This window comes from Bradyrhizobium ontarionense (genome assembly GCF_021088345.1).
GTDB lineage: Bacteria > Pseudomonadota > Alphaproteobacteria > Rhizobiales > Xanthobacteraceae > Bradyrhizobium > Bradyrhizobium ontarionense.
Genome location: NZ_CP088156.1, coordinates 4836585 through 4858267, shown reverse-complemented (window position 1 = coordinate 4858267; position 21683 = coordinate 4836585). Strand labels below are relative to the sequence as shown.

The window sequence follows — 21683 nt, the reverse complement described above, 5'->3', positions numbered from 1 at the left end:
AGGCCAGGGGATCAGCGAGGTTGGGCTGTGCGGGACTCAGAATACAGAATGTGCGTTGAAGGCATCGAAGTCGAGGCACACGACCTTGGGTCGCTGCTCCGACGCTTCAAGCTCGAGCTTCTGCGTCGGGTAATGGTGTTCGCAGGTCGTGTCGTCGGACGCCATGCGAGCCTCCTCCGTAGGTCTGTCATACTACGGCAAGTGAATCTCGCCCGGAGATGCGAATAATTGCGCGGCACGTCTCCTTTGCCCCTTGCGGACAGGGGAGGATACGAGCGAACGAAATTGTCGGACGATAATCCGCAAAGGAATGCCTCAGCTCATCTTCAAAACGTCCCCACAACCCCCAATTCGTCCCATTGCCTCTCCACAACGGTTGCCTTTATCTTGCCAATTCGCCAAGAGTATCAGCCACATACTTTTGAGCCGTTTGCATCATTTGAGGTCCCGCCCGGAGCTGGGACGATTGCGATGGGGAGATTGCTGACGCGCATGGACAAGGCCAGCCTCAGCGAACGCGACATCTGCACCAAGTTCGTCACCCCAGCGCTGCGCAAGGCGGGCTGGGACGAGATGGTCCAGATCCGCGAGGAATACAGCTTCACAAAGGGCCGCATCATCGTCCGTGGCAAACTCGTCAGCCGCGGCAAAGCCAAGCGCGCCGACTATGTTCTGTATTACAGGCCGAACATTCCGCTGGCGCTGATCGAAGCCAAGGACAATGCTCACAGCGTTGGTGATGGCATCCAGCAGGGTCTCGACTACGCCGCCACGCTGGCCATCCCGTTCGTGTTCTCCTCGAACGGCGACGGCTTCCTGTTCCATGATCGAACCGGCCGCAGCGTTCCGATGGAGATGAATCTCTCGCTCGATGCCTTTCCCTCGCCGGCCGATCTGTGGGCGCGCTATCGCGCCTGGAAGGGCTTCGATGCCACCGCCGAGGAAGTGGTGCTGCAGGACTATTACGACGACGGCAGCGGCAAGGCCCCACGCTACTACCAGGTCAATGCCGTCAATGCCGCGATCGAGGCCATCGCCAAGGGGCGAGACCGCGTGCTGCTGGTCATGGCGACCGGCACCGGCAAGACCTATACCGCGTTCCAGATCATCTGGCGGCTGTGGAAAGCGGGGCGCAGGAAGCGCATCCTGTTCCTGGCCGATCGGAATGTGCTGATCGACCAGACGATGGTGAACGACTTCCGTCCGTTCGGTGCTGCGATGGCGAAGCTCTCGACCCATGCCAAGACCATCGAGCGGCAGGACGGCAGTCGGGAAGAGCTGCCGTTGGCGCTCGACAAGAAGCGGCGCGTTGACACGGCTTTCGAGATCTATCTCGGTCTCTATCAGGCGATCACAGGGCCTGAGGAGCGCCAGAAGCTCTATCGCGAGTTCTCGCCCGGCTTCTTCGACCTGATCGTGATCGACGAGTGCCACCGCGGCAGCGCCGCCGAAGATTCGGCGTGGCGGGAAATCCTGACCCATTTCTCCGGCGCGACCCAGATCGGCCTCACGGCGACGCCGAAGGAGACCGAATATGTCTCCAACACCGACTATTTCGGCGAGCCGGTTTTCACCTATTCGCTGAAACAGGGCATCAGCGACGGGTTTCTCGCGCCTTATAAGGTCATCAAGGTCCACATCGATCGCGACGTGGAAGGCTATCGTCCCGAGCTGGGCCAGCTCGATCGTGACGGCAATGAGGTCGAGGACCGCATCTACAACGCCACCGATTTCGACCGCAAAATCGTGCTCGACGACCGCACCGTGCTGACGGCCAAGAAGGTGACCGAGTTCCTGAAGGAGAGCGGCGATCGCTTCCAGAAGACGATCGTGTTCTGCGTCGACGAGGAACACGCCGCGCGGATGCGGCAGGCCCTGATCAACGAGAACGCCGATCTCGTTGCCGAGAACCAGCGCTATGTCATGCGCATCACCGGCAGCGACAAGGAGGGGCAGGACCAGCTCGGCAACTTCATCGACCCGGAATCGAAGTATCCGGTGCTAGTGACGACCTCCCGGCTGTTGTCGACCGGCGTCGATGCGCAGACCTGCCGGCTGATCGTGCTCGATCGCACCGTCGGATCGATGACCGAGTTCAAGCAGATCGTGGGACGTGGCACCCGCGTTCATGAGGACACCAAGAAATACTATTTCACCCTGATCGACTTCCGCGGCGCCACCAACCATTTCGCCGATCCGGACTTCGATGGTGATCCCGTGCAAATCTACGAGCCGGGCGAGGGCGATCCGATCGCGCCGCCCGACGACATGGACAATGATCTCGGCGAGAACGAGCAGCCGCCGCTTGGCCCGGATGGCGAGGAGGAAACCGTTCTCGTTCGGCCGGGTGGCCCGGCACCTGCAGCGGGAGGAGGGCGGAAGATCTATGTCGACGGCATCGGTGCCCGCATCGTCGCCGAGCGGGTCGAATATCTCGACGAGAACGGCAAGCTTGTCACCGAGTCGTTGCGCGATTTCACCCGGACCGCCCTGAAGAGGCGCTTCGCCAGCCTCGACGACTTCCTGAAGCGTTGGAAAGCGGCTGAACGCAAGCAGGCGATCGTCGAGGAGCTGGAGGCGGAGGGTCTGGTGCTCGATGCGCTTGTGGACGAGCTCGGCAAGAATCTTGATCCCTTCGACCTGATTTGTCATGTCGCATTCGATCGCAAGCCGTTGACCCGCCGCGAGCGGGCCGACAACGTCAGGAAGCGCGACGTGTTCGGCAAATATGGAGGGCAGGCCCGCGCGGTACTCGACGCCCTGCTGGCCAAATACGCCGACGAAGGCGTGCTCAATCTCGATGACACCAACATCCTGCGCATTCCGCCGCTCAGCGAGCTCGGAACACCGCTTGAGCTGATCAAGGCGTTCGGCGATCGCCCGGCGTTCGAACGCGCCGTCCACGAGCTGCAATCCTCCCTCTACCAGGAAGTCGTCTGACCATGTCCGTCCGCAATACCGTCAAGTCCATCCAGGACATCATGCGCCAGGATGCCGGCGTCGACGGCGATGCCCAGCGCATCAGCCAGCTGTGCTGGATGTTCTTCCTCAAGATCATCGACGACCAGGACCAGGAGCTGGAGGTCACGCAGGACGACTACCGCTCCCCGATCCCGAAGAAGTACCAGTGGCGTGCCTGGGCGGCGGACCCCGAGGGCATCACCGGCGATGCGCTGCTCGCCTTCATCAATGGCGAGCTGTTTCCGGCGCTGAAGGGGCTCGCGGTCTCGACCAAATCAGGCGATCGCCGCCGCGTCGTCCGCGATGTGTTCGAGGACGCCTACAACTATATGAAGTCCGGCCAGCTGATGCGGCAGGTCGTCAACAAGATCAACGAAGTCGATTTCAACAATCTCACCGAGCGCCAGCATTTCGGCGACATCTACGAGCAGATCCTCAACGACCTGCAGTCGGCCGGCAATGCCGGTGAATATTACACGCCGCGCGCCGTCACCGCCTTCATGGTCGATCGCATCGATCCGCATCCCGGTGAGACCCTGTTCGATCCGGCCTGCGGCACCGGCGGATTTCTCACCTGCGCCATCCGGCACATGGAGCGGAACTATGTCAAGACCACCAGGCAGCGCGAGAAGATGCAGGCGAGCCTGCGGGCGGTCGAGAAGAAGCAGCTTCCGCACATGCTCTGCGTTACCAACATGCTGCTGCACGGCATCGAGGACCCGAGCTTCGTCCGCCACGACAACACGCTGGCCCGTCCTTTGATCTCCTGGACCAAGGACGAGCGTATCGACATCGTCCTCACCAATCCGCCATTCGGCGGCCGCGAGGAGGACGGCATCGAGAACAACTTCCCGACCTTCCGCACCAAGGAGACCGCCGACCTGTTCCTCGCGCTCATCGTGCGTCTCCTGAAGCAGGACGGCCGCGCCGCCGTTGTGCTGCCCGACGGCACCCTGTTCGGCGAGGGCGTCAAGACCCGGCTGAAGGAGCACCTGATGGAGGAGTGCAACCTGCACACCATTGTCCGGCTGCCCAATTCCGTGTTCAAGCCCTATGCCTCGATCGGCACTAACCTGCTGTTCTTCGAGAAGGGAACGCCGACGAAGGAGATCTGGTTCTACGAGCACCGTGTGCCCGAGGGCCAGAAGGCCTATTCGATGACCAAGCCGATCCGGCTGGAGCACTTCCAGAACTGCATCGACTGGTGGCGTGGTTCGGAGCGAAAGGGCCGCGCCGAAACGCCGCAGGCGTGGCGCGTCTCCATCGATGAGGTCAAGGCGCGCGGCTACAATCTCGACGTCAAGAATCCGCATGCGGTAGCCGACGATCACGGTGACCCCGAGACGCTGCTCGCCGATCTGCGCAAGGCCGAGGCCGAGACGGCGGTGTTGCGCGATCAGCTCAAGGCGATCCTGACAGAGGCGCTGGCACGATGAACGCCGAGCGTCTGCTGGCGCATTATGAGGAGATTGCCGAAGCGCCGGACGCGATAGCGCGGCTGCGGCGGTTCATTCTGGGTTTGGCGGTGCGGGGGAAGCTAGTGCCGCAGAACCCGAGTCACGATCCGGCATCGGAGTTACTAGAGAAGATCGCCAAAGCAATAAACTCATCTGTGCCCAGCGCCGATAAGAGCGAGCCACCGCTCTTTGACTTGCCGCCAAGTTGGGTTTGGGCTCGACTTGGCCAGCTGGTTCTTCACTCGGACTCTGGATGGAGTCCTAGGACAGAAAACTATGCTCGAAGTGGTGATGAGTGGGGAGTGCTGAAGGTCAGCGCTGTCTCCTGGGGCGAATTCCGCGCGTCCGAAAATAAGCAGGTTCTGCCAGGAACGGAACCGAGAGCTAACGCGGTGGTGAAGAAAGGAGACTTTTTAATCTCCAGGGCGAACACTGCCGAGTTAGTTGCTCGTGCAGTCATCGTGAACGAAGATCCCGTCAGGCTGATGATGAGCGATAAGATCGTCCGTCTTCGTCTCGTCAATGAGTGCGATCATCGATTTGTCCTGCTGGTCAATAATTATGCGGATTTTTCTCGAGAGCACTACAGTAAACATGCTTCTGGGGTTAGTCCTTCCATGAAGAATGTTTCTCGCGATGTGATCTTGAGCTTGCCAGTCCCGCTTCCGCCGCTGGCCGAGCAACATCGTATCGTCGCCAAGGTTAAAGATTTGATGGCTCTTTGCGATCGGCTCGAAGCAGCGCGAGCCACACGCGAGTCGACGCGCGATCGGTTGGCAGCAGCGAGCCTCGTCCGCCTCAACGCACCTGATCCCGAAACTTTCCAGTCCGATGTGCGTTTCGCGCTCGACGCGCTGCCGGCGCTCACCGCGCGTCCCGACCAGATCAAGCAGCTTCGTCAGACCATCTTCAATCTCGCCGTCCGCGGCAAGCTCGTGCCGCAGGACCCGAACGACGAGCCGGCGCAGGTGCTATTGAAACGGCTGCGAGCTAACCCTTCGGATGCGAATTTCCACCTGAAAGACCCTCTCGCTCGTGGCTGGGAATGGGCCGCGATCGAGGACTGCTTTACTGTTTCGGGCGGAATGCAAAAGACTCCGGCTCGAACCCCGAAGACGAACGCGTTTCCGTATCTTGGTGTTGGAAATGTATATCGCGGTCGTTTGGAGCTTTCCAACATAAAGAGGTTTGAGCTTCTGGATGGTGAACTCGAAAGGTTCCGCCTTGAACCGCAAGATATTTTGGTTGTTGAGGGAAACGGAAGCCCTAGCGAAATCGGGCGCTGCGCTGTTTGGAACGGCGAGATTGCAAACTGTGTTCACCAGAACCACCTCATTCGCTGTCGTCCAAAGGAGGTTTTGCTGACTCCATATGTAGCATTGTATCTGAATTCGCCGGACGGAATGAGCGAGATGAAGAAACTTGCCATAACCTCGGCAGGCTTATTTAGCTTGAGCGTCGGTAAGATCAGAAAAATCCCATTTCCGCTTCCTCCCCTTGCTGAGCAGCAGCGCATAGTCGCCAAGGTCAACTCGCTAATGACGCTTTGCGACGAGCTTGAAGCGGTACTTCTTTGTGCGGCGAAGGTCCGAATTGATCTATTCGACGCTCTTCTTCGCGTAGCGCTATCGCCTGAGGCGGATCGTGAGCTGGAGGCGGCCGAATGAGCGATATTAAGTTGTTTCGTGTCGGCTCGGGAAAGGTTGATGAACTCGTCGGAACGACGGACACGGTCGAGAAGTCTGTCCAAACCCTATTCGAGCGAAACTTGGAGGCTCTGCTGGGTGTCCGCTTTCTGGCCTCGGAGTTCGTGACGTCCAACGGTGGTCGCGTCGACACGCTGGGACTGGACGAAAACGGCTGCCCGGTCATTCTCGAGTACAAGCGCGCATCGAACGAGAACGTGATCAATCAAGGCCTCTTCTACCTCGATTGGCTGATGGACCATCGGAAGGATTTCCAATGGCTGGTCATGGAGAAGTTGGGCAAGGAGCAGGCCCAGACGGTCGACTGGTCGGCGCCGCGCCTGATCTGCATTGCCGGCGATTTCAATCGCTATGACGATCACGCGGTGAAGCAGATTCAGCGCAACATCGAGCTGATCCGTTATCGCCGTTTCGGTCCTGATCTCCTGATGCTCGATCTGCTCGTGGCGACGTCCGTCAAGGCGCAGGCCGCGGTCGTATCCAGTTCCCAGGGCAGCGAGCCAGGATTGGCTGGTTCTGGAAGATACAAGACGATCAGTTCGGTCATGGAAGAGCTGGACGCCGCCATGATCGATCGTTTCGAGGCCCTGCGGGCCTACATGCTGGCGCTGGGCGACGACGTGCAGGAAACGAAGCTGCAACTCTATATCGCTTTTAAACGGATCAAGAATTTCGCGTGCGTGGAATTTAGGCCCACTGCCTCGAAGATCCTCATGTTTGTGAAGGTCGATCCTTCCAGCGTGACGCTGGAGCCTGGCTTTACACGTGACGTTTCAAATCTGGGACATTTCGGTACGGGTGACCTGGAGATCACGCTCACCAAGCCAGAGGACCTGGAGCGGGCAATGCCGCTGATCAAGCTGAGCTACGAAAACTCCTGAAACTTTGATTTTCGTCCGCCCTCCGGTTCGAGAGCCTGCTCACGGCGGCTCGATCGGCACGTCGCAATGATCCAAATCGGGCTGTTCTGGCTAGTTTGCGGGCCCAGCCTGGTTGGGTCCAAAAGATTCCTATTGCTAATTTTCAGAAATTATGCTCTTATCTCCCGCATCCCGTCCTCATGCAGAGGGGCGTACGCGTCGTCACGATACGTTGAGGCGGGGAGCGGTGGCCGCGGGCTTGTCAGGTGCTGTTGCGCTGGACGATTGGCAGCTCGCGGACGTTCAAGCCGTGTGGTCCTGGCGCCCCGACGCTGGCGCTAAGTCCGTGTGACATGACGTGTCATCAGGATGACGGGGGCAAACAAGCCCGGTCCCCGGGGAGAGCGCGGAGCAGACGTTAAAACTATCGCGCAGGGAGGGCCGGGTCATCCGGCTGAACCTGTGGTTCCTGCCCCGTGCAATTTTTCCGCACGGGGGCCACGGGCCTCAGTCGAGGTCCGGCCTTCCCTGCGCCCTCGGCATTGTCGGAGGGCTTCATTGAGATCAATCTCGGGTGCGATCGCGCCGCGGGAGGTGTTGGTGTGTCCAGGCGAGTCATCGGCGGTGTGCTGCGTGGACGCCACGCGTGGCCTCTGTGATCTTCAGATGTATGAGCCCAGCTATCTCGGCGCGGGCGGTGCGCTCCCTCTCCCCGTTCTTCACGGGGAGAGGGTTGGGGTGAGGGGCAGACACACGGGCAGTGCGAGTGGTTAGACCTGTACCCCCTCACCCGGATTGCATCTTCGATGCAATCCGACCTCTCAGCGCGAGCGAAGCTCGTCGCGCCCCCGCATCCGCCTTCGCTCTGCGAGCTGCGGCGGACAAGAGCGGGGCGAGGTGCACCGAGCAAGCCGCGCGATGTGGGCTCGAACTGGCCCGAAGAGGAAGCTGCAGCAGTCGCAGTGCCATCCCCCACAACATCGCCGCAGCCGTGGCGCCGTCATCGAATTGCGCTACAGTGGTGTCACACACTGCTGGCGCGTTGGCGGCCGGGCGACAATGGAAGTCAGGGGGATGCACGGCATGACGGGGGTGATCAATTCAGGCGCAGCGCGATCGTCTGCGTCAGGTGTCGCTCTCACGCACGGACTCCCCCGATGACCGCCTCGCTCGACATGTCCGCCTTCACGCCGCATGCCCTTCGCGAGAGCGTGCTGAACGAGGTGCATGCGCGGCCGTTCACGCCGCTGACCCAGCCGGTGCTGGTGATCCGCTTCGGCTTCATGGCGAAAGGCGACAGCGCGGCGACCGACCGCGCCAGCCTCGCCGCGTTCTGCGCGCAGCACGGCGCGCCGCCGCCGGAGCCTGGTATCAAGCATCACCAGGTCGATCTTGGCCCGGTCAGGCTGCGCTTCGAGCAGCATTCGGAATTCGCCACGCTCACCTGGATCTGGAGCCCGCGGGCCGGAGGGAGCCCGCGTCGCTTCGGCGACATTGCGCCGGAGCTGCAGGCGCTGATCGCGGCGCTGCCGCAGGCCGGCGAGCTGCTGGTGGCGGTCAAGCTCGAGGTCGAGAACGGGGTCGATCCGGTGGCGCGCGCCGAGCAGATTTTCGACAAGAGCAGCCTCGCCATCGTCGCGATCAAGGGCAGCGCCGGCGCGGTCGCCTCCGACTTCCGCCTCGACGACGACGGCTTCACCCGCATCCTGGTCTGCGCCGACGGTCCGACGCCGGAGCGGCTCGGGGCGCTGGTGCAGCGGGTGCTGGAGCTCGAGACCTACCGCACTCTCGCGCTGCTCGGCCTGCCCGCCGCGCTCGCGCTGGCGCCGCAGGTCGACCGCATCGAGCGGCGGCTCGGCGAGGTGCTCGAGGAGATGCAGGGCGCCGAGACGCTCAAGCTCAACAACCATCTGCTCACCGAGCTCACCGAGCTCGCGGCGTCACTCGAGCGCGGCGCCACCGGCAGCCTGTTTCGATTCGGCGCCAGCCGCGCCTATTACGACCTGGTGCAGGCGCGGCTCGCGGTCATCGAGGGCGAGGCGATCGCGCCCTATTCGAGCTGGTCGTCGTTCCTCGCCCGCCGCATTGCGCCGGCGATGCGCACCTTGAACGCGCTGGAGGGGCGGCAGTCCGAACTGTCGCGCAAGCTCGCGCGCGCCGCCGACCTGCTGCGGACCCGGGTGGACGTCGAGCTGGAGGAGCAGAACCGCGACCTGCTGCGCTCGATGAACGAGCGCACCAAGCTGCAGCTGCGGCTGCAGAGCACGGTCGAAGGTCTGTCGGTGGCCGCGATCGGCTATTACGTCGTCAGCCTGTTCGGCTACCTCGCCAAGGGCGCGCACGACACCGGCCTGCCGGTCGAGCCGACGCTGGCCACCGCCGCCTTCGTGCCGGTCGCGATCGCGCTGATCTGGTTCACGACGCATCAGATCCGCAAACGCCACCTCAAGGAGGATCACGAGGCGGAGCAAGAGAAGGAGTGAGGGGGCGGCCGTCCTTCGAGACACCCGCCTGCGGCGGGCCCTCAGGACGAGGATCGCTCTCTGGGCGGAATTCAAGACCCTCATGGTGAGGAGCGCCTCTTCGGCGCGTCTCGAACCATGAGGCCCCAATCGCTGGCTTGCCAGCGGGCGGCGGGGCGGGTAAGCGGCGCGCTGGTCATGAAGAGGCGATGAGACGATGAGCGGCACGACGATCGAGGTCCTGGTTCACGCTGATGGTGCGACGACGCGGCAGCAGATCACGCCGAAGCGCCTCGTCATCGCCGGCTGGACCGGCCGCGATCCGGTCGCCCGCGACAAGCACATCGCCGAGCTGGAAGAGCTCGGCATTCCCCGGCCGGCGACGACGCCGATCTATTACGAGGTCGCGGCCAGCCGGCTGACGACCGCCGACAGCATCGAGGTCAGCGGGGCTGACTCCTCCGGCGAGGTCGAGTTCGTGCTGGTGAAGTCGGGCGGGAAGCTGTTCGTCGGCGTCGGCTCCGACCATACCGACCGCAAGGTCGAGACCTACAACATCACCGTCTCCAAGCAGATGTGCGACAAGCCGGTCGCGCCGGAGCTGTGGCTGGTCGACGACGTCGCCGCGCATTGGGACCGGCTCATGCTGCGCGCATTCGCGACCATCAATGGCGAGCGCGTGCTGTATCAGGAGGGGACGCTGAGCGGCATGCTGGCCCCCTTCGACCTGATCGCGCGCCGCTACGGCGATGCTGGTCTCCCCGAGGGCACCGCGATGTTCGGCGGCACTTTCGCCGCCAAGGGCGGCATCCGCCCGGCCGACCGCTTCGAATTCGAGCTGGTCGATCCCGTGCTGAACCGCGTGATCCGCCACGGCTACGGGATCGCGCAGCTCGCCGTCGCCGGCTGACCGGGCGGCCGGCGCGATCACGATCGTGTGCGGCCGGGCGTTGAGCGCGCGAGCGCCCGCGCGGCAAGGGGCTGGCAAGGGCCTGTTAAGCAAGACGGCCTAGGGTGTCGGAGTGTGCCGAAGCGGGACCACCGCGCGTCAGGCGTTCCGGTCCGGCACGATCATGTCGCGACATGAGACGCGGAGCGGCTGGCAAATCCTTAACCGATCCCTACCTGATCAGCGTGCATTCGACGGGTCGGAGGACAAGGGCGATTAACTAGAAGTTTAGGAACCGGTTGTGCGCGTGGATACCTCCCTTAAGGGTTTTATTAAATACCCCGGGAATTGGGAGAGTGCGATGCGCGTCGCGATCGTCCACGATTGGCTCTACGTTGTCGGCGGCGCCGAGAAGGTCCTGCAGGAGATCCTGCGCTGCTATCCCGGCGCCGATGTCTTCACGCTGTTCGACCTGCTGCGCCCCGAGGACCGCGCCAGGCTCGGATTCGAGACGTCGCAGACGAGCTTCCTGCAGAAGATGCCGTTGTTGCGGAAGTATCACCGCTCCTATCTGCCGCTGATGCCGCTCGCGATCGAGCAGTTCGACCTGTCGAACTATGATCTCGTCATTTCGAGCAGTTGCGCCGTGGCCAAGGGCGTGCTGACCGGGCCGGAGCAGCTGCACATCGCCTATGTGCATTCGCCGATGCGCTATGCCTGGGACCTGCAGCACCAGTATCTCAAGGAGAGCGGCTACGCGACCGGCGTCAAGGGCCTCGTCGCCCGCACGCTGCTGCATAAGATGCGGATCTGGGACGCGCGCACCGCCCACGGCCCCGACGCCATCTTCACCAATTCGCAGTTCGTGGCGCGCCGCATCAAGAAGATCTACGGCCGCGACGCCAAGGTGATCTATCCGCCGGTGACGATCGCGCAGCGCGATGCGATTCTGCCGGTCGGCAACCACTTTCTGGCCGCCAGCCGGCTGGTGCCCTACAAGCGCATCGAGCCGATCGTCTGCGCCTTCAACACGATGCCGGATCTGGAGCTGGTCGTGGCCGGCGACGGTCCGGAGGCCGCGCGGCTCAAGGCGATCGCGGGGCCGAACATCAAGTTCGCCGGCTTCGTCCCCGACAAGCAATTGCGCGACCTCATGACCACCGCGCGCGCCTTCGTGTTCGCAGCGGAGGAGGATTTCGGCATCATCCCGGTGGAAGCGCAGTCCGAAGGCGCCCCCGTTCTGGCGTTGGGCCGCGGCGGCGCGCGCGAGTCGATCCTCACGACGGGCCCGCGCCCGACCGGCATGTTCTTCGACAGGCCCGCGCCGGAGGCGATCGCGGCCTGCGTGCGGTCGTTCGTGGCCAGGGAGAAATCGATCTCGCGTCTCGACTGCCGGCAGCGTGCCGGCTTCTTCTCGGCCGAGCGCTTCCGCAGCCAGTTCGCAGCGGCGGTCAATGAGGAGCTCGAGCATTTCCGTGCGGGACATCAGGGTCGCGCGACGCGGCTCATTGCGTAGAGTTCGTATGTGGTGAAAGTACAGATCATGAGGCAGGCGGATGTAGCGGAAGCCTTGTCCGGCTTTGACGCCGTTGCCCGGATCTGGCGCCGTCGCGGCGTGTTCGCCATCGTGGCGGGCGCGACGCTGCTTGTTGCGATCGCCGCCCTCGTCCTGCTCCCGGTGCGCTATCTCGCCACCGCCTCGGTGATCATCGCCGAGCAGGAGCCCGGCGCCAACACCTCGGCGGCGTGGGCGCAGAAGATCGGCGATCCAGCCGACATGGAAAGCCAACTGCTGGTGATCCGGTCGCCGCGCCTGTTGCGCCAGATCATGTCGACGCCGGGCGTCGTCGACGCCGTGGTCAGCGAGTGCGAGCGTGGCCGTCTGCTCGGGTCGACGGATGCCTGCCAGCGGCTCAAATCCGATACCGGCGCGTTCATCGATCACGTCGAGAGCCGGTTCAGCGTTGCGTCGGCCGGCCGCTCGCGCGTCATCAACATCTCCTATCAGTCCGGCCTCGCCGAGGTGTCGCAGGCGCTCGCGAACGCGCTGACGCAGACGTTTCTCGAGGATCAGCGCACCGAGGGCGCCAACAGCCGCGAGGTCGCGAGCTCCTGGCTGTGGCAGGAGCTGAAGCAGCTCGACCAGCAGCTGCGCGAGTCCGACGAGAAGATCCAGAAATTCCGCCGCACCAAGGGGCTGATGCGCGGCGCCAACGCGCCGATCTCCTCGGAGCGATTGACGAGCATCGGCCAGCAATTGTCGCAGGCCGAGGCGGCGCGGGCCGAAGCTGCGGCGCGGCTGCAGGAGATCAAGTCCGAGCAGGAGCGTGGCCCGACCGACGCACCGTCAGTGCTGCAGAGCCGGACCATCGCCGACCTCAAGCAGCAGCTGACGAGCGTCAGCGCGCAGCTCGCGAGCGCGGCCGGTGTGCTCGGCCCGAAGCATCCGTCGATCCTGGCACTGACGCGCGAGCAGGCGACGATCCAGCAGCGGCTGGTCGACGAGATGCAGTCCATCGCGGCCAGCGCGCAGAAGGCGTTCGACGCCAATGATACGCTGGTAAACACGCTGAAGAAGCGGATGGACACCGCCAAGGCGGAGGCCGGCTCGGCCACGCTGGACGAGGCGTCGATCGAGAGCATGGTCCGCGACACCGAGATCAAGCGGCAGCAATATGCCGAGCTGTACAAGAAGGCGAGCGAGCTCGAGACCGAGCGGCGCGTCCTGCGCGGCAGCACGCGCCTCGTCAGCCTCGCCGAGCTGCCGAGCAAGCCGTTCTTCCCGAAGAAGATCCCGTTCCTGGCCGCCGGAATGACGCTTGCAATCATCTTCGGCGTCGGCGCTGCGCTTCTGGCTGATCAGCTCGGCTCGCGTGCGATCAAACACTCGGCCCCCGTCGCTCCTCCGGAGGTGGCCCCGCAGCCGGCAGCGGCCGTGGCCGCCCGCGACGAGGTTGCGCCTGACGTCGATGATGCGCCGGCGAGTGTTCCCGAACTGCCGGAGCAGGCCGCAGAGCCGTCAGCGCCGGTAGAGCCGTCATTAACGCCCGAGCGAAGATCTCACTTTCCCAGCGTCGCGGATGTCTCGATCCTGGCCTGCCTGCCGCGGCTGAAGACCCTGCGGCAGATGTCCGCGCTCGGCGCCATTCTGCAGGGCCATCAGCCGCTCGCGATTCCGCAGGTGTTGCGCCTGGCCTCGGAAGACACTGAATTCCAGCACGCGCTGCACGATCTCGTTCGCGAGCTGGGGCTGGATCAGCCGCAGCGGCCGCAACGCATCGCCGTGACGTCTCCTGACGCAGGCGACGGCAAGACCACGACCGTCTGCGCGCTGGCCGAACATCTGGCCGCAGCCGGACGTCGCGTGCTCCTCGTCGAATGCGAGCTCGCGCGTCCGGCATTTGCACAATTGATGGCGCTGGCACCGACCTCGGGATGGCTGCGCGCGCTGGACCACGGGGCACCTGTGCGTGACGCGGTCATGCGTACTGATCACGCCCATCTCGACGTGCTACCGGTCGGCACGACGACCGGTCCGGTCGGCGACATCCTCGAAGCGCTCACTCTCGACGCACTCCTCTCTGGTCTCGACGGCTACGACGCGATTCTTGTCGACACGCCGCTCCCGGCGCAGGGGGGCGATTTCCTGACCGGCATCGACTGGGCCATCGTCTGCGTGGGCAGCGATCGATCCTCGATCGAGCCTGCCGTCAAGGCGGTGAGCCGGAGCAGGGCGCTCGGAGCCGGCGATGTCGGCATTGTCGTGACGATGACCGAGTCCGAGCGGCGCGCGACGTCGCGGCCAGAGCAGGTCTCGACCGCAGCCTATGCCAGGGCGGGATGATGGCGACCGAGCGCGTGCTGTTCGTTGATCACACCGGACAGATCGGCGGCGCCGAACTGATCCTTCTCGACGTGGTGCAGGATCGAACGCAGTCGTCGGCATTTCTGTTCGAGCAGGGGCCGCTCGCCAAAGCGCTGGCTGAGCGCGGACTTCCCGTCACCACGTCACGCTGGGGGCAGGGCCTGGCGCAGTTCCGCCGCGACAGCTCATGGCTCAAGGTTCTGCCGCTGTTCGGTCGGCTGGCCGCGATCACCGTCGAGCTTGCACGAACCGCCCGCAAGCATGACGTCGTCTATGCCAACTCGCAGAAGGCCTTTGTGCTGTCGGCGTTCGCCAACATCGTGGCGCGGAGACCGCTGATCTGGCACCTGCACGACATCATCAGTCCTGCGCATTTCGGCACCCTGCAGCGCCGCCTGCAGGTGTTCCTGGCCAACAGTTTCGCGGCAAAGGTCATCGTTCCATCCGAGGCGGCTGCCGCGGCCTTCGTCGATGCCGGCGGCCGGCGGTCTCTCATCGAGGTCGTGCCGAATGGTCTCACCGTTCAGCCCGAGCCCGTCTCGCGGCAGGAGCTGAGGCGGCGGCTCGGCCTGCCACCCGGATCGCTGGTCGGCGTCTTCAGCCGGCTCGCAGCCTGGAAGGGGCAGCACGTCCTGATTCAGGCGTTGGCCGATCTGCCAGATGTCCACTGCATCATCGTTGGCGATGCGCTGTTCGGCGAGCAGGACTATGCGGTGCAGTTGAGAAGGCTGGTTGCCGATCTCGGTCTCGGCGATCGGGTCCACTTCCTCGGCCACCGCGGCGACGTGCCCGTGCTGATGCAGGCGGTGGACGCGATGGTGCATCCGTCGATCGATCCCGAGCCGTTCGGCCGCACCCTGGTCGAAGCCATGCTGGCCGGCGTGCCGGTGATTGCCACCGATGCCGGAGCTGCGCCGGACATTCTCGAACATGGCCGGGCCGGCCTGCTCGTGCCGCCCGGTGACGCGCGTGCGCTGGCGGAAGCTTTGGAGGCCGTCCTTGCTCAGCCGGAGCTTCTGGAGCCTCAGCTGGACTATGCGTCGCGCCGGGCGCGCACGCATTACAGCCTTGCGCGCATGCTCGAGTCGATCGGGCTCCTGATCCGCCATGTCCGCGCGGGAGCGGCGGTGTGAGCACGATCCTCACATCTTCCCCCACCGAGCGGAATTGGCGCGTGCCCGGCTGGGCCGCCGCGATCCTGGTGCTGATGCTCACCGCGACCGCGGCGAGCGTGCTCGGCGGCGCATCGCGCGCGCTGTTCGTGCTCGGGTGTGGCGGCGCCGGCTGGTACGCGTGGCGGCAGGGGCCGGCCGTGCACCTGCAGGCCGCGCTGATCCTCTTCAGCTTCGCGCCCTTCGTGCGGCGCATCGTCGACCTCTCGGCCGGCTACGATCAGTTGGGTCTGATGCTGATCGGCCCGCTGTTCGCCATTCTCGCACCGGTGGCATCGCTGCCGAAATTGCTCGAGGAACGGCAACTGCCGGCGCGCTGGATCTGGCCGCTCGGACTCGTCGCGGTCTGCGTCGTCTACGCCGGGCTGTTGTCGCTCGCGCAGGCTGACTGGACCAATGCCGCCTCGGGACCACTGAAATGGCTGGCGCCGCTGCTGTATGCTGCAGTGCTGATGCTGAGTGCCGATCGCCGTGAGCTGATCGATGCGGCCACTTCCGCCTTCGTGATCATCCTTCCCGTCACCGGTCTCTACGCGATCTATCAGTATGTCGATCCGCCGGACTGGGATCGCTATTGGATGGAATTCGCGCCGATCATCTCGATCGGCCAGCCGGTCCCCTACGGCGTGCGCTCGTTCAGCACCATGAACGCGCCCGCGGTCTACGCCAGCTTCACGGCGGCCGGGCTACTTCTCGTTGCGTTCAGTCGTCGCTCGTGGCCCGCGCTGCTTCTTGCGTTGCCGGCGGGGCTCGGTTTCCTGCTGTCGATGTATCGCACAGCCTGGATCTCGCTCGCGGTGGGGTTGCTGTTCTGCCTGCTGTTCTCGCAGACGCGGCGCCGCGCCGGCCTGATCCTGATCGGCCTAGGCGTCGCCGTGGTGCTGGCGGCGACATTGACGCCGTTCGGCGACGTGGTCGCCGATCGCCTCTCGTCATTGAGCGAAGGGACGCAGGACGGCAGCGCGCAGGAGCGGCTGCAGGAGTTCGTCACGCTGTGGAATCTGCCGGATAGTTCGTTGTTCGGTACAGGCTTCACGATCACCGACGTCGGCGCCGCCGGCGCGATGCCGGTCGACGGCATGATCATCGCGTGCTGGCTGACGATGGGCATCATCGTTGGCGGCTTCTGCCTGGCGGCCTTGTTCTGGGCGATCGGCAATGCGTTGGCCTCCGCGTGGGCGGACCGATCGTCGGAGGCCGTCATCGTCGGTGCGTTGGCGGCCGGCGCACTGATGCAGCTTCCGCTTGCCAACATCACCTCGGGCGAGAACGGCTTCCTGTTCTGGACCTTCGCAGCCCTCCTGGTCCCGCCGGCTCCGAGGGAGGAGGCGACATGAGCTCCTCCGGTCATTCGCTCCGGCGCTTCAGCGCGCTGCTGATCAGCGGCGCGCTGGCCAGCAAGATGCTCGGCTTCGGGCGTGAAGTCCTGATGGCGCATGTGCTGGGCGCCTCGCTCGTTGCCGACGGCTTTCGCGCTGCCATGGCCGCCGTGCTGATTCCGCTCGCGTTCCTGCAGAACGAAAGCGTGCCGGCGATTATGATCCCGATGCATCGCGAGGCGCTGCAGCGCCCGGATGCCGCCCGCAGCCTGGGCGCGCTGACGATCGTGATCGGCCTGGTGTCGCTGGTGGTGATGGCGATCATCCTACTGCTCGGCGAAGTGTGGGTGAACGCGGTCGTCGGCGGCTTCTCGGCGGAAGGGCGCGAGCTCACCCTGCACTTCGTGCGCATGATGTCGTTCGGCATGCCGGCCTCGGCGGTCCTCAACGTGCTGGCGGCCGGCGAGATCGCGCTCGGGCGCACGCGGCTGACCAATGTCCGCGCCAGCCTCCTGAACGTGGCCGTGATCGGCGGCATCGGCCTGCTCGTTCTGACGGGCGACGCCTATGCGCTCGCCTGCTCCTTCACACTTGCGTTCAACGGTCTCGCGGCGTGGGGCCTGTTGACGCTGTGGCGCGAGGGAACGCTGACCTTCTCCGGCCTCACGGGCCGCCTGGTGGTCGACAAGGGCATCGAGTTCTTCCGCCGGCTGCGCGTGCTGCTGGCGCTGCCGCTCGCCGAGCAGGGCAATGTCTGGATCGAGCGCCTCACCGCGTCGCGCCTGACCACGGGCGCCGTCGCCTCGTTGGATTACGCGCGCTCGCTGACGGAGAGCGCGTTGCTGCTGATCAGCCAGCCGCTCGGCATGGCCGTGCTGTCGCAGCACGCGCCGGCTGATCCGCGCGCGCAGACCGAAGCGCTGCTGCGGCCGCTGCTGGCGCTGACGCTGCCGGCGTCCGCATTCCTGCTGCTGTTCTCGACCGATATCGTCCGTCTCATCTATTTCCGCGGCGCATTCGGCGACGAGGCGCTGCTGCTGACATCACACGCCTTGAAGGGGATCGCCTGCGGCGTCTGGGCGGCGACGCTCGGCTGGATCCTGATCCGCCTGCTCAACGGCGCCGGCCGCAACGGCGTCGCCGCGCTGATCATCGTGTCGGCCTATCTCGCCAACATGGCGTTCAACCTGGTGGTCCCCCTGTTCGATCCGTCACCGGCTGCCGGCATGCAACTGCTCGGCATCGGCGAAGCCATCCGCAGCCTCGTGCTGCTGTTCGGCGTCGTGTTCGTGCTCGGAGACGCGCGAAAGCTGCTGACCGTGATCGGTCTCGCTCTGCTGCCGGCCGCGCTGATGGTCGTGCTCGGGCTGATGATTCAGGATGCCGTGCCAGGTCTGCTCGCGCGCCTGTTCGCGGGCGGCATCGCCTATCTGATCTGCCTCGCCCTGGCGGTCGGCATGCTGATGCCCGCCGTCGCAAGCGCTGCGCTCAGGCATGCTCGCCGCACGTTCCGGATGAAGGGAGAGCTGAGTTGACGTTGTTGGCGCTCGCTGCAGCAAAAGCCATGATGGCCTCCAGTGCGTTCGTCCTTCCGCTCGCCAAGGCCGCCGATCGCGTGCTCGGTCCGCGCGGCTGCTGCCTGACCTTCCATCGCACCGCTTCGTCGCAGCATTGGGAGCGTTTGCCCAATCGCGACTTCTACGTCGATGCTGATTTCCTAGATAGGTTCCTCGGTTATGTGCTCGGCCAGGGCTGGGACGTCGTGACCATCAGCGAGGCGCTGCGTCGGACGACGAGCGCCGAGCCGGCCGGTCGTTACATCAATTTTTCGATCGACGATTGCTATCGCGACACGTTCGAGCTGCTGGTGCCGGTGTTCCGCCGGCACAACGTGCCGGTGACGCTGTACGTGACCACGGGCATTCCCGACGGCACCTTGCCGCTGTGGGCGGCGGGCCTGGAAGATGCGCTGCTGCACAAAGGCCACGTCACGGTCGATGGCGCGCGCATCGAATTGTCGAGCGCCGGGCAGCGTCGCGCCGTGTTTGCGCGGATCGCGGCCAACTGGGACGGTCCACAAGCTGGCAATCGCTACGCCGCGTTCTGTGCCGCCAACGACATCGACATCGACGCGATGCACGGGAAGCACGCGATCTCCTGGGACATGCTGGATGTGCTCGCGCGGGATCCGCTGGTCGAGATCGGTGCGCATACGGTGTCGCATGCGCGCATCGCGTCGCTGTCGCCGGACGACGCGCTGAGCGAGCTGGCGGACGGCCGGCTGCGCCTGAACGAGCGTCTCGGGATCGACGTCCAGCACTTTGCCTTTCCTTATGGGCGTGCAGCCGATTGCGGTCCGCGTGATTTCGCGCTGGCGCGGCAGGCGGGATTTGCCAGCGCCGCGACCACGCGCAAGGGACTGGTTCTCGCCGGGCAGGATGCGTTCTCCATCCCCCGCAACACCATGAATGGCGCTCATCGCAGTCTGGCTGCGATGGAGATGCATCTGACGGGTCTCAGCGGCGCCGCAGCGAAGGTGATGGGCCGTGTCTAGCAGCGGGCGCTTGCGGATCGTCTCGATTGCGCATCCGGCCACCAGCAGCGAGGCTGGCCGGTTGCGCTATCGCCATCTCGCATCCCGGCCCGACGTCGATCTGCACCTCGTCATGCCCGAGGTCTGGAAGGAATTTGGCCGCACGATCGTCGCCCCGCCCTGCGATGAAGGCTTTCCCATCCATCGGCTGCCGATCCGGCTGCCCGAAGCCGGCCCGATGAAGTGGTACGTCCATTTCTATCCAGCCCTGCGACGGCTGCTGCGCGAGCTCGATCCCGACGTCATCCAGCTCTGGGAAGAGCCGTGGAGCATCGTGGCGCTGCAGGCCCAGATGCTGCGCGGGCGCGCGGCGCTGGTGATCGAGGTTGATCAGAACATCCTGAAACGGCTGCCACCTCCATTCGAGGCGATCCGCAAATTCGTGCTCGGGCGAACTGATCACGTCCTTTCGCGCAGTCCCGATGCAACGAATGTGGTCAGGGCGCGAGGCTATTCGGGGCCGGTGACGCCGATCGGCTATGGCGTCGATCTCGCGACGTTCACGCCGGCCGTGGCCAGACTGGCAAAGCCCGCCGGAGAGCAGCTCCGGCTCGGCTATGTCGGCCGGCTCGTGGTGGAGAAGGGGTTGGACGACGCGCTGGAGGCGCTCGCGCGCAGCAAGTCACCGATCAGGCTGAGCATCATGGGCGAGGGGCCGCACGAAGCGCATCTGCGCCAGCGTGTGGATGAGCTCGGATTGGGTGACCGCGTCGATATCAAGGGGTGGGATTCGCCGGCCGCGGTCGCGTCCTTCCTGCGCAGCCTGGATACGCTGCTGCTGCTGACGCGGACGACGCGCGCGGTGCGCGAGCAGTTCGGCCGGGTGATTATCGAGGCCCAGGCCTGCGGGATTCCGGTGATCGGATCGACCTGCGGCGCCATTCCGGATGTGGTCGGCGACGGCGGATGGATCGTGCCCGAGCGGGATCCAGGCCGACTGTGCCAGCTGCTCGATGAGCTCGATATCGATCGCGTGCAGCTCGCTGCGCGGGCCGAAGCCGCACGTGCCAATGTGCTCAGGCGCTTCACCTACGATGCCGTCGCGAGCGCGATTGAAAATGCCTGCCGCGCTGCAGACCAGTCGAGAACTGGTTCCCGCGTCGTTCGGAGCCAGCCGCTGCAAGCCAATTAGTCAGCTACGATGCCTCGGCGGAGAGCGGCAATGCGGGTCGGCGCACCGCGCGCTTCTCGGCATCGATCTGCCTGAGCAGCTCGATATATTGCAGCCCAACCTGATCCCAGCCATAGGCCTGCGCGGTCGCGCGCGCGCCGTCCCGGAGTTGCTGCATCAGTGCGGGATCGGCGAATGCCGCAGCGATCTTGGCGGCGATGTCGTCGGCGTCGGCCAGGATGCGGAAGCCGTTGACGCCGTCGCGGAGATAGTCCTCGATGCCGCCGACCGGCGTTGCGAACACCGGCACCGAGCAGGCCATCGCTTCCATGCAGACCAGCGAGAACGTCTCATAGCTCGTCGGCAGCACGAAGGCGTCGGCGGCGGAATAGAGCGCCGTCATGTCGGAACGCGGGCCGGCGAAGATCAGGCGATCCTGTGCCTTGCGTGTCAGCTTCCGGTACGGCGCGGGATTGTCCGAGCCAACGACCAGCAGTCGGACATCGTCGCCCAGCCGGTCGAGTGCGCCGACCGCATGCGCCAGTCCCTTGCGATGAAATTCGTGGCCGACGAACAACAGCAGTCTCGCGCTCTCCGGTATGCCGAACTCGCGGCGGATGGCCTGGCCGCGGGTTTCGTCGCGGCGAAAACGATCGAGGTCGATTCCGTTCGATATGACGTGGATGCGCGACGGCGGCACGCGATAGATTCGCTGCAGCTCCGCGGTCACGCGCTCCGACACGGCCACGAATGCGCGATAGCGCAAGCCTCCGATCATGAACCGGTCGCGCAGGCTGACCCAGAGATGCATCGGATTGAGCAGCCAGCGCCAGCTGCCGGCGGCGCGCTTCTCCGCAAGGCTCTGCGCATTGACGGCATGAACGATCAGGACGTCGCCCTTGAGACTGTCGCCGTGGCTGATGATGACGGCGTCGGGATGACGTGCGAGCGCCCGCGTTGCAGCGAGCGTGAACAGGGGCACCACGATGGCGCGTCCGATATGACGGAAAAGCCCGCGGGTCGGAATGCGTGCAAGCCATGGCGCGACCGGCTCGACCCTGATCGACTGTTCGAGATTCTCAGCGACCGTGCTCGCGAGGACGATGTTCGATAAACCATTTCGACCGAAAACGCGGGCCAGCTCGATGGCGACGGTTTCCACGCCGCCGGCATTGCTTATCTCTTGCACGACCTGGACGATCTCAAAATTCATCACAGAAATCTACGGGATCAGACATTGCGACTTCGTTCCAATCTGGTGGTTATTAGCATAGCCCTGTTAACGATT

General features: G+C 64.5%; 15 protein-coding genes. 13 read left to right on the top strand and 2 right to left on the bottom strand.

Translation table 11 applies throughout. From position 1 onward, the window contains the following. Positions 1–36 precede the first annotated feature (36 nt). Positions 37–165 (bottom strand): hypothetical protein, encoded by a 129-nt coding sequence (locus LQG66_RS37275; protein WP_256460582.1) that lies wholly within the window; start codon positions 163–165, stop codon positions 37–39. Positions 166–492: 327 nt separating this feature from the next. Between LQG66_RS37275 and hsdR the strand changes: the two genes are divergently transcribed. From hsdR to LQG66_RS21310, 13 genes are all read left to right on the top strand, one after another. Continuing rightward, positions 493–2940 (top strand): EcoAI/FtnUII family type I restriction enzme subunit R, encoded by a 2448-nt coding sequence (gene hsdR, locus LQG66_RS21370; RefSeq protein ID WP_425601347.1) that lies wholly within the window; start codon positions 493–495, stop codon positions 2938–2940. 2 nt (positions 2941–2942) lie between these two features. Continuing rightward, on the top strand, positions 2943–4397 hold the full coding sequence (locus LQG66_RS21365) for an N-6 DNA methylase (RefSeq protein WP_231317656.1): 1455 nt from the start codon (positions 2943–2945) through the stop codon (positions 4395–4397). After that, positions 4394–6085 (top strand): restriction endonuclease subunit S, encoded by a 1692-nt coding sequence (locus tag LQG66_RS21360; protein ID WP_231317655.1) that lies wholly within the window; start codon positions 4394–4396, stop codon positions 6083–6085. The genes LQG66_RS21365 and LQG66_RS21360 overlap by 4 nt, the downstream gene beginning before the upstream one ends. Further along, positions 6082–7005, top strand: a complete 924-nt coding sequence (locus LQG66_RS21355; RefSeq protein ID WP_231317654.1) for a DUF5655 domain-containing protein — start codon at positions 6082–6084, stop codon at positions 7003–7005. Before LQG66_RS21360 ends, LQG66_RS21355 begins: the two co-directional genes overlap by 4 nt. Before the next feature lie 1136 nt (positions 7006–8141). Beyond that, entirely contained in the window at positions 8142–9467 is a 1326-nt protein-coding gene (locus tag LQG66_RS21350; RefSeq protein WP_231317653.1) for a DUF3422 domain-containing protein, read from the top strand. A 196-nt stretch (positions 9468–9663) separates the two neighbouring features. Then, positions 9664–10356, top strand: coding sequence for a DUF2848 domain-containing protein (locus LQG66_RS21345; protein WP_231317652.1), 693 nt, complete (start codon positions 9664–9666; stop codon positions 10354–10356). 340 nt (positions 10357–10696) lie between these two features. Beyond that, a complete protein-coding gene (locus tag LQG66_RS21340; RefSeq protein ID WP_231317651.1) occupies positions 10697–11851 on the top strand; it encodes a glycosyltransferase in 1155 nt (384 codons plus the stop codon). A 27-nt stretch (positions 11852–11878) separates the two neighbouring features. Next, the gene (locus LQG66_RS21335) at positions 11879–14179 is read left to right on the top strand and encodes a GumC family protein (protein WP_231317650.1); all 2301 of its coding nucleotides are present in this window, start codon (positions 11879–11881) and stop codon (positions 14177–14179) included. Then, positions 14176–15333, top strand: coding sequence for a glycosyltransferase (locus LQG66_RS21330; protein ID WP_231317649.1), 1158 nt, complete (start codon positions 14176–14178; stop codon positions 15331–15333). The genes LQG66_RS21335 and LQG66_RS21330 overlap by 4 nt, the downstream gene beginning before the upstream one ends. Further along, on the top strand, positions 15330–16709 hold the full coding sequence (locus tag LQG66_RS21325; protein WP_231317648.1) for an O-antigen ligase family protein: 1380 nt from the start codon (positions 15330–15332) through the stop codon (positions 16707–16709). Before LQG66_RS21330 ends, LQG66_RS21325 begins: the two co-directional genes overlap by 4 nt. Beyond that, the gene (locus LQG66_RS21320; RefSeq protein WP_231317647.1) at positions 16706–18226 is read left to right on the top strand and encodes a lipid II flippase MurJ; all 1521 of its coding nucleotides are present in this window, start codon (positions 16706–16708) and stop codon (positions 18224–18226) included. The genes LQG66_RS21325 and LQG66_RS21320 overlap by 4 nt, the downstream gene beginning before the upstream one ends. Further along, positions 18223–19245 carry a polysaccharide deacetylase family protein gene (locus tag LQG66_RS21315; protein WP_231317646.1) on the top strand — a complete coding sequence of 341 codons (1023 nt, stop codon included), beginning with the start codon at positions 18223–18225 and terminating at the stop codon, positions 19243–19245. The genes LQG66_RS21320 and LQG66_RS21315 overlap by 4 nt, the downstream gene beginning before the upstream one ends. Next, on the top strand, positions 19238–20416 hold the full coding sequence (locus LQG66_RS21310; protein ID WP_231317645.1) for a glycosyltransferase: 1179 nt from the start codon (positions 19238–19240) through the stop codon (positions 20414–20416). The genes LQG66_RS21315 and LQG66_RS21310 overlap by 8 nt, the downstream gene beginning before the upstream one ends. A 4-nt stretch (positions 20417–20420) precedes the next feature. On the opposite strand, the gene LQG66_RS21305 is transcribed toward LQG66_RS21310, so the two are convergent. Next, positions 20421–21608 (bottom strand): glycosyltransferase family 4 protein, encoded by a 1188-nt coding sequence (locus LQG66_RS21305; RefSeq protein ID WP_231317644.1) that lies wholly within the window; start codon positions 21606–21608, stop codon positions 20421–20423. Positions 21609–21683: the final 75 nt, after the last annotated feature.